Below are 14,127 nucleotides of genomic sequence, written 5' to 3'. Positions count from 1 at the left end.
TCATGTCACTTTGAAATAGCCGGTCATGCCGGTCTTCTGGTGTTCGATGATGTGGCAATGGAAGACCCAATCACCCAGATTGTCGGCCACCAGCGCAAGCTGGACCTTTTCATCCGGCAGCACAAGGTAGGTATCCGAGACGAGCGGCTGGACTTCTCGCTTGTTCGAAGAGATGGCCTTGAAGTTCATGCCATGCAGATGGATGGGATGCGCATGGGGCGTCACGTTCTCGACATTGAGCAGATAGGTTTGACCCAACTTCAGGTCCGCGATCGGTGCGGTCGGATCGGGCGTGTCGCCCGGATAGGGCACCTTGTTGATCGCCCAGAAGGAATAACCGATAGAGCCGCAGATCGAATCGCGTGCCGAGTTCTCTGCGGTGGCGCTGAGCAGCAGCGGGATTTCTGTCGCGTTGGAAAGATCGGCCTCTACGCCCGCGTTTACTGCAAGAGGCCCGAGATCCCCGAGATTGCGCTTGAGCGATGAACCGACCGCCCTGAACCGCGCCACCACCTTCGGCGTCGAGGGCCTGATATCCTCCAGCACCATCTCCGCACCTTCGCTGTCGGCGATACGAACCGCGAGATCCAGTCGCTGCCCGGGCGAGACGACGGCCATGTCGAGCGCCCTGCGCTCCGGCACCGGATGCCCGTCGATCGCGATGATCTGCGCCTCGGCTCCATTAAGCCGCAGATTGTAGATGCGCGTAACGTCGGTGGCGACGATGCGCAGTCGCACCAGTCCACCGGTGGGCACGTCATAGCGCGGCTCAGGTTGCCAGTTGGCGGTGCGCAGCGTTCCGAACGTGCCGGTCTTCGCCGCATCGCGCGGCTTGAACTGTTCGATGAACTGGCTGTCGCTGCCGAGCCGGAAATCCCTGAGATTCAGCACTACCTCGCCGTCGAAGACGGGGTCCCTGTCATCTTCGACCACCAGCACGCCGGCCAGCCCGCGGCCCATCTGCGTCAGTGTGTTGCAATGCGGGTGATACCAGAAGGTCCCCGCATCCGGTGGCGAGAAGGCGTAGTCGAACCGGTCGCCGGTATAAACGTAAGGCTGGGTGACGAAGGGCACGCCGTCCTGATCGTTCGGCAGGCGGATGCCGTGCCAGTGGATCGTGGTCGGCTCGTCGAGCCGGTTGATGAGCTGTGCCTTGAACGTCTCCCCGCGTTTGGCACGCAGGATCGGGGGCGAGGGATCGGTGGATGGCTGGCCGGCAAGCCCGTAGCGCATCACCCCACGCGTCGCCTGCTTGCCGTCGAGAGGCACATCGCCGGTCAGAGCCTCGATCTCGATGGGGTCAGTGGCAGTGAGCGCCTGGCTGAGACGCGGCATCACCGCGAGGCCGGTGCCGTAGGCGCCCAGAACGGCGGCGGATTTGAGAAGGGTGCGTCTGGAAACAAAGGTCACGGTCGAAACTCTCGCTGGTCACATCCCTCTTAAAGTTGAGGCTTCAGATCAGCAATAGTTGCGATTGGCCATGCTGTCGCAGCCAAGACCGGGCGGATCAACCGCCGTCCTTCTCGTTCGGCGGTGTCGCGAGCTTGCTGAAGAAGGCCGAGGTGCGCAGCAGGCTGCGGAAGCGCATGCGCCGCTTTTCGGTCGGCACCGCATCGCGTGCCCGGATGCGGGCGAGCGTATAGGCAGCGAAGAAGGTCAGCACCACGATCACATAGGCAAACAGCGCGTGCGGCCCGAAGGCCTCCATGAGGAAGGAGGCGAAGAGTGGTCCAACGACCGCGCCGATCGACCAGAAAAACAGGGTACCAGCCGAAATCAGCGCATGCTGACCGGGTGCTGCGTGGTCGTTCGCATGGGCCGAGCACAGCGAATAAAGCGGCATGGCGAAGGCCCCGAAGGCGAAGATGCCGATGAAATTGGCGATTTCGCTCTCGCCCGCCAGGAAGGCGAGGAAGATCGAGGCGAGCAAGGCCCCGATCGTCGAGACGAGGATGATCACGCGGCGATCCAGCTTGTCGGAATAATGGCCGAGCGGATATTGCAGCACGATGCCGGCGAAGATGCCGATGCTCATGAAGGTGGCGATTGAGGTCACCGACAGGCCGATGCCATCGGCATAGATCGGCCCGAGCGAGCGGAAGCTTGAATTGGTGAGCCCGATGACGATGCAGCCGACGGTGGCGAGCGGCGAGACCGACCAGAGCACCTTGATGTCGAACTTCACGTCCCTCGGCGGCGCGGGGCTCGTCTTGTCGGCAAACGAGATCGGCACCAGCGACAGCGAGAGCGCCATGGCGATGATGGCGAAGAGATCGATGCCGGAGACCCCGAAGAGCGGGATCATGTACTGCGCCGCTGTCACCGAGCCGAGATCGACGAAACGGTAGACGGAGAGCGTGCGCGCCCGGGTGGCATTGGTGACGCGGGCGTTCAGCCAGCTTTCGACGACGGCAAACAAGCCGGCAAAACAGACGCCCTGCACGAGACGCATCAAGAACCAGGAGATCGGATCGATCACCAGCACCATCATGATCGAGGCGGCGGATGCGATGGCGGCAAGTGCCGAAAAGGCTCTGATATGCCCGATCGCCCGCATGATCTTGGTGATGTAAACGCAGCCGAACACGAAGCCGATGAAATAGCCCGCCCCCACCATGCCGATCACGGAGGTGCTGAAGCCTTCCTCGATGCCGCGCAGCGCGATGAAGGTGCCCTGCAATCCGTTGCCGCCGATCAGGATGCCGGCGGTGATGAGAAGCGGGATGAGGGGGCGGATGTCATGCATGAAGGGCCTGCGGGCCGCGGCGAGGGCGTGTGGTTTTTGAGTCGGTGCCGTGGCAGGTCCGAATTCCTAGACCTGTTTGGCGAGCGGCGACAGACTAAAATCCAAGCCTGCCGCCACGCGCCCAGATTTTAACGTCAGAGGAAGGGTTGCCCCTGCACGGCCTGGATGAAGGTTGCGCCAACGACGGCGAGCGAGACCAGCGCGCCGAGCGCGATGCCGGGTCTGGCGAAGCGCGGCGCGAACCTGTCGAGACCGAGGCCCAGGATCGGCAATGCCTGCATGATGTGGGTGGCAAAGAAATGCGGCACGCGCAGATCGCCGCCGGTTCGCGACCAGCCGAACAGCGGCAAGCCGCCGACATCCGACTTGATGCCGCCGACCCAGTGGCCGGGCCCGTCGATCGCGCCGCTGCCGAGAGCAAAGGCGGTGAACAGTGTCGCGACGCTGCCCAGAACGAGGCCCCAGCCGCCGCCGAGCCGCAAAGCGGTCGGTGCGCCGGGTCGCGGCCGGAGCAGGATATAGACCCCGGTCACCAGGCTCGACAGGACGAGAAGGGCGGCCCCCGCACCCATCACGCTGTAGGCCATCGCCTCGACAGGCGTGCTGTCGTTGAAATGCGAGGCTCGGCCCCGGGCGGCCTGCAGGGTGATGTAGAGGATCTCGCCGCTCGCCGTGATCACGGCGACGAGACTTGCGAGCCAGACGCCGCGCCCGGCGCGGGTCCGTGCTTCGATCAGCGGCAGAAGAAAGAGCAGCGTCGCCAGCATCAGGATCAGCGAGGCCTGGAACTTCAACGGCTTGCTCCACACGCTGATGTCGTTGAGCAGGCGATCGTCGATCCCGAGTGCGATCAGGCTCGGGACGGCGAGGGCAACCTGCAATCCGATACCGACACTCAACAGGCGGCGGGTTCTTTGTTCGGCAGCAGCGAGATCCGGCGATGGCGCGAGCGCAACACTGTCGTTGAAGAGCATGGTCATCGGTCAGGCCTTTCGGGGGCTGAGCGCGGCTTCCGTCGCGCGGGTGAGATAAAATAGGAGGAGGCCCACCGGGCCGAACATGAAGGTCGCCACCAGCATCGGCGCCTGCAGCAGGCGATTGTAGCCGCGCTTGTCGGCCTCGACGGCAATCCAGGTGCCGATGAAGAGATCGAAGGCGAGGTAATGCACCCAGCCGGCGACCAGCACCGGATCGCTCATGAAGAGCGCCCGCACCTCGGCAATCGAGCCAAACCCGCCGCCCTCGACGCGGAAGAAATAGACGAGGATGAGCACGGCATAGGTGAGCGACAGCGCCCCGATCAGCCCGAAACGAATGAAGCCGATGAGGGCTGCCCAGCGCGGCGCGAGGATGAGCAGCAACCAGCCGGCCATGGCGGTGCTGCTGGTAATCGAAAACACGGTATCGGGCGACATGGGAGCCTCATCTTGGCGGTGACAAGATAAGCATGCGGGATAACTTGGCAATGTCAAGATTGATTTTGACGAGGTGGTTTCCAGCGGTTATGAAGGGGCATGGCAAGACAGAAATCCTATCACCATGGCGACCTGCGCCAGGCGCTGATCGGCACCGGGCTCGACATGCTCGAGGAGCAGGGCCTGGAGGGCCTGACGCTCCGCAAGCTCGCCGCCCGGGTTGGCGTGTCCCATGCGGCACCCGAGCATCATTTCCCGACCCTGCGGCACCTGATGACCGCCTTTGCCGTCGAAGGCTTCAGGCTGTTTGCCGCCTCGATGCGGGAGGCCATGGCGGCAGCCCCTGATGATCCGGCAGAGCAGCTACGGGCTGCCTCCCGCGGCTATCTGAACTTTGCCAGGTCCCGCCCACATCTCTTCCGCCTGATGTTCACCGCCAACCGCCTCGACTGGGACGACCCGGCCATCGGCCCGCCCGCCAACGCCGCCCATGCCGTTCTCGAGGAGATCTCGTGGCCGGTGGCAAAGCGCATGAAGCTGGACACGCCGGAGGGCAGGGCGGCCGTCGAGCAACTCGTCTGGTCGCAGATCCACGGCCATGCGCATCTGATGATCGACGGCAAGCTGCCACCGGAGGGCGATGGCGGCACCGGCTGCGAGCCGTTTGTCGCGCCGCTGGATCTGGCGAGTGTGCTTTTGCCGGAGTGAGGGGAATAGTTGAGTCGGTGACCGTCCGCACTGGGGTCGGAATTTGGTTTTAATAATCCGATCTGAACCTCGCGCCTAAAACGGTATGTCGTCCGTTGGCTCGAATCGGACCTTAGGCACGGCATCTGCTGGGAGTGGGATGTTGGTGACGACGAAAAGATTAAGAATGTCCTCACGGTCCATGAAGAGGATCTGAGCTCGCTTGCTTTGATCCAGCTTGCCGCCGAGCCAATTTCGCGCCTGCTTGGTGATTTCACCGCCTGCCACGATGAAGGCATGATCGACAAGGACGCGCCGGTTAAGCTCTGGATCGAATATCTCGTGACCAATCATCATTGAGACCTGGTTGTAGATTTCTGCGATGTTGGCGTTGCCAGTTTTAGTGACGCCCGATGAATCGAGCTTGCCCTTTTTCGCTTGTATGCCGAAGTAGATCACGTGCATCGTCGGCAACGTGAAACGCATCCAAAGGTCCTTGCCGTACTCAAGCTGTTTGTCCGCGTGACCGGCTGCGGTTATGCGATGGTAGCCTAGCTGCCGGAACATGGGCAGCAGGATCTCCTCGATCAATTCGTCCTCGCTGCATTTGTCTAGGTAGTCCGACAATTGCGTCCGCTTCTTTATTTCTTCGGGCGCGAACGGTCGGTGCGGGTTCGAGACCTCCGTGACCTTATTGGTCTTGATGTGCCGGAACTGAAGCGTTGCCCCCTCATCGAAGTAGGCTTCGTAACCCTCCTTCCGTAGAGGCGCATTGAGTTCCTCGAGCGCCAATGCCCGATCAGGGTCACTATCAACAGCCTCGGAACGATCCATTAATGTCCTAAACAGGTGGACGAATCTAGGCGGTAAGGCGTTCGGCCGGGTCGACGGCTCGGCTAATAATTCCGTGAGCCTTTCGGTTGCCCAAATCACCCGAGTGGAGCCGTCGTGCCGAAATGGTAAGTCGCAGTCCTCGAAAAACTCGCTGATGTAGAAGCTGGAGCGGTAAGGAAAATGCTTCGCATCCCCTATGACGCACTCCGCTAGCGCGCGCATATTCCTGGTTTTAAACTGCATCCCATTTCCCGCACCGATTCATAAAGACTATGATAATACACGGTCTACCAAATTATATGGCAATTCGTTCACCGGCTTACCTAATTGTGAGGCTTGATGCGGCTGTGGATGACATCGACCAAGGCCTATCCCGAGCGCAAATGTTCGCATTGGGTTCGGGCGGGGCTATAGAGGGCGCCGCCGCGGTATGGCAGTTATCTCATCCTGGCCTTTGGACCGGGTGATCTGCTCTCGGCCCCTCCCGCCAAATCCACACGAACCCACGCCCAACGCCTCCAGCCTTGACAAATCAGGCGCACCATGCGCTTTTCCGCCCGATTTTCTATCGGCTGGCCGTGTGCCGGATTCTTGTGCCCGCCAGCCGTCTACCAGTCCAGGAAAGCACGACATCATGCATCGTTACCGCAGCCACACCTGTGCCGCTCTTCGCAAGTCCGACGTCGGTCAGACCGTCCGCCTCTCGGGCTGGGTCCATCGTGTCCGTGACCATGGCGGCGTGCTCTTCATCGACCTGCGCGACCATTACGGCATTACCCAGGTCGTGGCCGATCCCGATAGCCCGGCCTTCAAGCTGGCCGAGACCGTGCGTGGCGAATGGGTCATCCGCATCGACGGCCTGGTCAAGGCCCGTTCGGAAGAGACCACCAACAAGGCCATGGCAACCGGCGAGATCGAGCTCTACGCCCAGGAGATCGAGGTTCTCTCGGCCGCCAAGGAACTGCCCCTGCCGGTCTTCGGCGAGCCTGACTATCCGGAAGACGTGCGCCTGAAGTATCGCTTCATCGACCTGCGCCGCGAAACGCTGCACAAGAACATCGTCAAGCGGACCCAGATCATCTCGTCGATGCGCACAGGCATGGCCGCTGCCGGTTTTGCCGAATATTCGACCCCGATCCTGACGGCCTCGTCGCCGGAAGGCGCGCGCGACTTCCTGGTGCCGAGCCGCATCCATGAAGGCAAGTTCTTCGCGCTGCCCCAGGCGCCGCAGCAGTACAAGCAGTTGCTTATGGTCGCCGGCTTCGACCGCTATTTCCAGATCGCGCCCTGCTTCCGCGACGAAGACCCGCGCGCCGACCGTCTGCCCGGCGAATTCTACCAGCTCGACGTCGAGATGAGCTTCGTCACCCAGGAAGATGTCTGGGCGACGATGGAGCCGATGATGACTGAAGTCTTCGAGCAGTTCGCCGAAGGCAAGCCGGTCACCAAGGAATGGCCGCGTATCCCTTACGACGTCGCGATCCGCAAATATGGCTCCGACAAGCCGGATCTGCGCAACCCGATCGTCATGGAAGGCGTCACCGACCATTTCCGTGATTCCGGCTTCAAGGTCTTCGCCGGCATGATCGCGTCCAACCCGAAGGTCGAGATCTGGGCGATCCCGGCCAAGACCGGCGGTTCGCGCGCATTCTGCGATCGGATGAATGCCTGGGCACAGGGCACCGGCCAGCCGGGCCTTGGCTATATCTTCTGGAAGGAAGAGGACGGCAAGATCGCCGGCTCTGGCCCGCTCGCCAAGAACATCGGCGAAGAGCGCACCGAAGCGATCCGCCAGCAGCTCGGCCTCGAGCCGGGCGACGCCGCTTTCTTCGTCGCCGGCGACCCGGCCAAGTTCTACAAGTTTGCCGGTGAAGCCCGCACCCGCGCCGGCGAGGAATTGAACCTCGTCGATCGCGACCGCTTCGAAATGTGCTGGATCGTCGACTTCCCGTTCTACGAATACAACGAGGAAGAAAAGAAGATCGACTTCGCCCATAACCCCTTCTCGATGCCGCAGGGTGGTCTGGAAGCGCTTGAAAGCCAGGATCCGCTATCGCTCAAGGCCTATCAGTATGACGCGGTCTGCAACGGCTTCGAAATCGCCTCGGGCTCGATCCGTAACCAGTCGCCGGAACTGATGGTCAAGGCCTTCGAGAAGGTCGGCCTGTCGAAGGACGACGTCGAGGAACGCTTCGGCGGCATGTACCGCGCCTTCCAGTACGGCGCCCCTCCGCATGGCGGCTGCGCCTTCGGTATCGACCGCGTGGTGATGCTGCTCGTCGGTGCGAAGAACCTGCGCGAGATCTCGATCTTCCCGATGAACCAGCAGGCTCAGGACCTTCTGATGAACGCACCGTCGCCGGCCACGCCCGCGCAGCTGCGCGATCTGTCGCTGCGCGTCGTACCGCAGCCGAAGAAGGACTGATCCACCTAAGGGATTTGGATATGACCAAGGCCGGGAGCGATCCCGGCCTTTTTCGTTTTGTCTCAGGACATGAAAAAAGCCCGGCTGCTTTCGCGGGCCGGGCTCGTATCGTGACCGAAGAGGCGATCAGTCGTTCGCGGTGACCTTCAGTCCGATCAGGCTGGGGATCGTCTCCGGCGCGCCCATGGCCGCACCCATGATCATCGGGAAGGCAATCGGGTTGGCGGGAGCTGCCGCGATGGTCAGCGCCTTCGGATCGTCGATATAGGCGTTGACGGCAGCCGACACCTCGTTCTGCAGCGCACCGAGCTTGGCCTGAGCGAGCAGCAGCGGCACCATGCCCTTGACCATCTGCCCCATCGTCGCGCCGTCTGCACCCTGGCTCTTGCCGGCATAGTCCAGACCGCGCTTGGTGATCCCGGCATCCTCGAAGCGGATCTGCGCATCGACCAGCGACATCTGCTGGACAAGGCCGAGCATCGCGAGGCCGGCGGCCTGCTGAGCCTGTTCGTTCTGCGGCTGTGCCTGCATCATGCGGGCCTGTTCCTGCATCTGCTTGACGAGATCGAGCGTGTAGCCGGACATGGAGAAGGCGAGGCTGAGCTTGCCGACATTGGCGAAATCGATGGAGTAGTCTTCGATATCGATCGTGCCGCTTTCGACTTCCCAGCTACCGGACATGTTCATGTTGCCGTCGAGGCTGGTGAGGCCGAGTGCTGCGATCGTCTCCTTGGCCTTCGGATCTTCGACGGTGCTGAGGTCGGCCTTCACGCCGGTCACCGTTCCCTCGAAGGTGATCGTGCTCTCATCCTCAGAAAGGCCCATTGTGCCGACGGCTTCCGCCATCGAGAAGACGGGCTTCCCGTCAACGGTGACGTCGACCGGGCCGCTATGAGCTTCTTCGTAGAACATCAGCGAATCAATGCCCTCGGCATTGGCGTCGCCGGGCACATAGACGCCGGAAAGGTAGAGATCCTGGACCTTGAAGGTGGACTTCTCCTCGGTGACGTTGACCTCGGGGAATTCTACGCGCTCGATATAGTAGGAGCCGTCATCTTCCTCGCTGACGCCTTGGAGCGTCAGCTCCTCGAGTGCGAGGGGCTTTTCAGCCGCCGGGCCCTCGACGCCGAGCTTGAGACCCTTGAGGATGACGTCCGAGCCGTCGACTTCGATGCTGTCTGCCGTGATGCTCGTGCCGCCGGTGGCGAAGGAGGCATTGATCTTCTTGAGCAAATCCTGTCCGTCCAGCGCAAGCGCCGGGCCAGTGAACGCGCAAAGCGCGGCGCCCGCGAGCAGAATTCGGGTGGAACGGTACAAGGTCATGACGAGGTCCTCTGTTGCTGTTGGCCGCGCATGGCGTGCCCAAAAGGTCGGCGATATTTATAAGGGGGATTGAAAAAACGTCCACCGCTTTTCGCCATAGACCGGTGCCGAGTGAATGTGGCGTGATGACGGTCACAGCCCCTTAATCCACAGGCAGAATCCCCGGTTTCCTTGCCGTTGCGGGTCTTCTCCGATAGGTGAGACCCATGGGGACAAATCAGCTTCCGCCCGATGAGGGTGGCGATCACATTCTTCCGGTCGACCTGAAGGCGGCGCTCGAAGAGCGCTATCTCGCCTATGCCTTGTCGACGATCATGCATCGCGCGCTGCCGGACGTCCGTGACGGACTGAAGCCGGTGCATCGCCGCATCATCCACGCGATGAGCGAAATGGGCATCCGGCCGAACTCGGCCTTCAAGAAATGCGCCCGTATCGTCGGTGACGTCATCGGTAAGTTCCACCCGCATGGCGACCAGTCGGTCTATGACGCGCTGGTCCGCCTCGCGCAGGATTTCTCCCAGCGTTATCCTGTTGTGGACGGGCAGGGGAACTTCGGCAATATCGACGGCGACAGTGCGGCCGCCTATCGTTACACCGAAGCCCGCATGACCGATGTCGCAGCCCTTCTGCTCGAAGGCATCGACCAGGACGCCGTCGACTTCCGCCCGACCTACAACGAGGAAGACGACGAACCGACGGTGCTTCCGGGCGCCTTCCCGAACCTTCTCGCAAATGGTGCCACCGGCATCGCCGTCGGCATGGCGACGTCTATCCCGCCGCATAATGCCCACGAACTGTGCGATGCAGCGCTCCATCTGATCAAGAACCCAGGCGCCACCGTCGAGGAGCTGTTTGCCGATCCTGCCCATCCGGAGCGCGGCGGCATCGAGGGACCCGACTTCCCGACCGGCGGCGTGATCGTCGAGAGCCGGGCCTCGATGCTCGAGACCTACCGTACCGGTCGCGGCGGCTTCCGGGTGCGCGCCAAGTGGGAGATCGAGGACCTGGGCCGTGGTGGCTACCAGATCATCGTCACGCAGATCCCGTTCCAGGTGCAGAAGTCGCGCCTGATCGAGAAGATCGCCGAACTCCTGATTGCTCGCCGCTTGCCGTTGCTCGAAGACGTGCGCGACGAAAGCGCGGAAGACGTGCGCCTGGTCCTCGTGCCCAAAAGCCGCACGGTCGATGCGACGCTGCTGATGGAATCGCTGTTCAAGCTCACCGAGCTCGAAAGCCGCATCCCGCTCAACATGAATGTGCTGTCCCAGGGCAAGGTGCCCAAGGTCATGGCGCTCAACGAGGTGCTGAGCGAATGGCTCGCCCACCGCAAGGACGTCCTCGTCCGGCGTTCGAAGTTCCGCCTGGCGGCCATCGACCGGCGCCTCGAAATCCTCGGCGGCCTGCTGATTGCCTATCTCAATCTCGACGAGGTGATCCGCATCATCCGCGAGGAGGATGAGCCCAAGCCGGTGATGATCGCCAAATGGGATCTGACCGACAACCAGGCCGAAGCCATCCTCAACATGCGCCTGCGCAATTTGCGCAAGCTCGAGGAATTCGAGATCCGCAAGGAGCACGATGCGCTGTCGGCGGAGAAAGCCGAGATCGAATCCCTGCTCGCCTCCAATGACAAGCAGTGGCAGACCGTCGCCTGGGAAATCGGCGAGGTGAAGAAGAAATACGCCAAGGCGACCGAACTCGGCCGCCGCCGCACCGTCTTCTCCGACGCCCCGAGCGCGGATGTCGAGGCGATCCAGCAGGCGATGATCGAGAAAGAGCCGATCACCGTCGTCATTTCCGAGAAGGGCTGGATTCGCGCGCTGAAGGGCCACATCTCGGACACATCAGCGCTGACCTTCAAGGAAGGTGATGCGCTGAAGGTGGCATTCCCGGCCCAGACGACGGACAAGATCCTGCTCGTGACGACGGGCGGCAAGGTCTACACGCTGGGCGGCGACAAGTTGCCGGGTGGCCGTGGACACGGCGAACCACTGCGCATCATCGTCGATATGGAAAACGACCAAGACGTCTTGACCGCCTTCGTGCACGATGCAAGCCGCAAGCTGCTCCTCGTCTCGACCGCCGGTAACGGCTTCATCGTGCCGGAGGGCGAGGTCGTGGCCAATACCCGCAAGGGCAAGCAGGTGATGAATGTCGGTATGCCGGATGAGGCCAAGCTCGTGGTGCCCGTGAGCGGCGATCATCTCGCCGTGGTCGGCGAAAACCGCAAACTTGTCGTTTTCCCACTCGCCCAGATCCCGGAAATGACCCGCGGCAAGGGCGTGCGCCTGCAGCGCTACAAGGATGGCGGCATCTCCGACGTGAAGTGCTTTGCGATCGCAGACGGTCTGACCTGGGCCGATAGTGCCGGCCGCACCTTCACCAAGACGAAGGACGAATTGGTCGAATGGCTCGGCGACCGCGCGACGGCCGGGCGCCTTGTCCCGAAGGGTTTCCCGCGCAGCGGCAAATTCTCGGGCTAATACCCCGGACATGAAACCAAGAAGCCGGTCGCATTGCGGCCGGCTTTTTTGTGCGGACGATTATTCCTGATGTCAGCGTCCGCTGACGCTCGCCAGCCGTGGGAAGGCCTTGATGCGCACCTCGTCGATCGGCACCGGGCGGCCGAGATAGTAGCCCTGGCCGAGTTCGATACCGAGTTCATGCATCAACTCGACATGGTCAGCGGTTTCGAGGCCCTCGATCAGGATCTTCAGGCCGCGATTGCGGATGAGGCGGATGATGTCTTCGAGCATGGCGCGTCCGGCCGGCCGGCGGGCATCCTGCAGGAAAGAGCGGTCGATCTTGACCGTGTCGAAGGGGAAGAGGCGCAGCCAGGAAAGCCCGGCAAAGCCGGTACCGAAGTCGTCGAGCCAGATGCGGATGCCGAGCGCCTGGAGGTCGGTGATGCAGCGGATGACATCCGACTGCCCTTCCATGTCGATGCCCTCGGTGATCTCGAAGGCGAGTTGCGAGCCTGAAACGCCGGTTTCTTCCAGGATGGTCGAGACGGCGAGCGCAAACCCGCGCGACTTGAGCTGGATGGCCGACACGTTGACGCTCGCCATCGGTGCGACGCCCGTTGCCAGCACCTCGGTGCAGGCACGACGGATCGCCCAGAGGCCGAGGTCGAGAATGGCGCCGGTGCGTTCGGCGACCGGAATGAACTGTGCCGGCGAGAGCGGTGTCCCGTCGATCATCTTCATCCGCATCAACGATTCCACGGCCTCGACGCGGCCGGTCTTCAGGTTCTGGATCGGCTGGTAGACGAGATGTACCAGGTCATTCTTGATTGCCATGCGCAGCGTGGCCGCGATGTTCTCGTTGTCGTCGCTGGTCAGCGGGTCGTTCGGATTGAAGAGACGGATGCAGTTGCGGCCGTTTGCCTTGGCGGAATAGAGCGCCCGGTCGGCTTCGTTGATGATGCGCTCCAGCTTCGGTCCACTTTGCGGACGGGTATAGGAGGCGCCGACGCTGACCGTGACGAAAGCCTGTCCGTCGCGCCTCTGGTCATGCACGAGATGCAGGCCTTCGACGGCACTGCGGATGATCTCGCCGAGCGCCATGACCTGGTCGCGGCCTGTCACGCGCGACAAAACGATGAACTCCTCGCCGCCGTAGCGGCCGACCGAGGCATTCAGCGGTTTCAGCGTTTCACTGAGAATGTTCGCCACGAGAATGAGGCATCGGTCGCCCGCTTGGTGACCGTAGAAGTCGTTGTACTTCTTGAAGAAGTCGACATCGACGAGGATGGCCGCAAATGCCTTGCCCTCGGTCTGCCAGTCAGTCCAGTAGTCGCGCAGTCGCCGATCGACGGCGCGACGGTTCTCCATGCCGGTCAGGTAGTCCGTATTGGAGAGTCGCTCCAGCGCTACGCCGCGCTTCTCGGCTTCGTCGTGCTGATGTGCAGCCTCGATAGCATTCAGAAAGACGTTGTAGCGCTCTTCGTTGAGCTTCCAGTTCACATATGAGGTGAACAGGAAACACGAAATGTAGAACAGAATGACCACCGCGCTCTGACCGAGCGAGAGTGCGGGTGCATAAAACATGCTGATCAGGAATATGACGAGAATGGTGATCGAAGTCAGAACCGACAAGCGGAAGACAAGGTTGAAGAACAGGTTGGCACTCATCATGAAGATCGTGCCGAAGAGCATATAGTACCGGAAGGCGTCTTCCGCAGTCGTCTGGGTCGAAGGGACCAGCCAGGCGAGATATCCCATGACGACCGTTGCCGCACAGCTCAGATCGACCCAGCGAAGGTCGACGCCTCGGGCGACCAGGACTTCCACCACCGCGAGTGCCGATACGGCGACGACCAAGCGTGCAGTCACCGTCTGCATCGCGACATCGGGTATGAGCAGCGCATCGGCCACGCCGAAGAAAAGGTATACAAGAACGGCGAGCCAGAGCCCTTGCCGAGTCTGACGCAACTGCGTCGAACTGCGATGTAGCTGGTACAGTGCCTTCAGGGCAGGGGCGGGCAGTGTCTTGGCATCGACTGCCGGTGGACTGTAGACCTGACGGTCAGACCGGCTCCCGCCGGATCGCGCCGCAGCCTGCATCTGCGAATTTGCGTCGCGATAACCGCGTACTGGGCTCTTGATCACCCGATCCATCACGACTCCATCGTCAACGCGCACGTCGAGCGCCGTGCTACACTAGGCGGCTCACGTATTAACTATGTTTTAAAGTCT

10 protein-coding genes are annotated in these 14,127 nt (G+C 61.9%); 3 read left to right on the top strand and 7 right to left on the bottom strand.

Translation table 11 applies throughout. The features are described 5' to 3' along the window. From E9677_RS14115 to E9677_RS14100, 4 genes are all read right to left on the bottom strand, one after another. Positions 1-1,410, bottom strand: coding sequence for a multicopper oxidase family protein (locus tag E9677_RS14115; RefSeq protein WP_136558700.1), 1,410 nt, complete (start codon positions 1,408-1,410; stop codon positions 1-3). 97 nt (positions 1,411-1,507) lie between these two features. Continuing rightward, positions 1,508-2,746, bottom strand: a complete 1,239-nt coding sequence (locus E9677_RS14110; protein WP_136558699.1) for an MFS transporter — start codon at positions 2,744-2,746, stop codon at positions 1,508-1,510. Between the two features lie 134 nt (positions 2,747-2,880). Further along, positions 2,881-3,726, bottom strand: coding sequence for a hypothetical protein (locus E9677_RS14105; RefSeq protein ID WP_136558698.1), 846 nt, complete (start codon positions 3,724-3,726; stop codon positions 2,881-2,883). Positions 3,727-3,729: 3 nt separating this feature from the next. After that, complete coding sequence (locus tag E9677_RS14100; protein ID WP_136558697.1) at positions 3,730-4,161, bottom strand: ABA4-like family protein; 432 nt, start codon at positions 4,159-4,161, stop codon at positions 3,730-3,732. Between the two features lie 99 nt (positions 4,162-4,260). Here E9677_RS14100 and E9677_RS14095 point away from each other — a divergent pair, with 99 nt between their 5' ends. Next, positions 4,261-4,869 (top strand): TetR/AcrR family transcriptional regulator, encoded by a 609-nt coding sequence (locus E9677_RS14095; protein ID WP_136558696.1) that lies wholly within the window; start codon positions 4,261-4,263, stop codon positions 4,867-4,869. Positions 4,870-4,944: 75 nt separating this feature from the next. Here E9677_RS14095 and E9677_RS14090 read toward each other — a convergent pair whose 3' ends face one another. Continuing rightward, positions 4,945-5,925, bottom strand: coding sequence for a restriction endonuclease (locus E9677_RS14090; protein ID WP_136558695.1), 981 nt, complete (start codon positions 5,923-5,925; stop codon positions 4,945-4,947). Between the two features lie 391 nt (positions 5,926-6,316). Between E9677_RS14090 and aspS the strand changes: the two genes are divergently transcribed. Beyond that, positions 6,317-8,107 (top strand): aspartate--tRNA ligase, encoded by a 1,791-nt coding sequence (gene aspS, locus E9677_RS14085; protein WP_136558694.1) that lies wholly within the window; start codon positions 6,317-6,319, stop codon positions 8,105-8,107. Positions 8,108-8,233: 126 nt separating this feature from the next. Here the strand turns inward: aspS and E9677_RS14080 are convergent, their stop codons facing one another. Beyond that, a complete protein-coding gene (locus E9677_RS14080) occupies positions 8,234-9,430 on the bottom strand; it encodes a hypothetical protein (RefSeq protein WP_136558693.1) in 1,197 nt (398 codons plus the stop codon). Positions 9,431-9,636: 206 nt separating this feature from the next. Here E9677_RS14080 and parC point away from each other — a divergent pair, with 206 nt between their 5' ends. Then, a complete protein-coding gene (parC, locus tag E9677_RS14075; RefSeq protein ID WP_136558691.1) occupies positions 9,637-11,913 on the top strand; it encodes a DNA topoisomerase IV subunit A in 2,277 nt (758 codons plus the stop codon). Between the two features lie 72 nt (positions 11,914-11,985). On the opposite strand, the gene E9677_RS14070 is transcribed toward parC, so the two are convergent. Continuing rightward, complete coding sequence (locus E9677_RS14070) at positions 11,986-14,049, bottom strand: putative bifunctional diguanylate cyclase/phosphodiesterase (RefSeq protein ID WP_136558689.1); 2,064 nt, start codon at positions 14,047-14,049, stop codon at positions 11,986-11,988. Positions 14,050-14,127 lie beyond the last annotated feature (78 nt).

The sequence above is a fragment of the Peteryoungia rhizophila genome, from assembly GCF_004912145.1.
Lineage (GTDB): Bacteria > Pseudomonadota > Alphaproteobacteria > Rhizobiales > Rhizobiaceae > Allorhizobium > Allorhizobium rhizophilum.
Note: the sequence above shows the minus strand (reverse complement) of the source record. Positions and strands in the feature narration are given on the sequence as shown.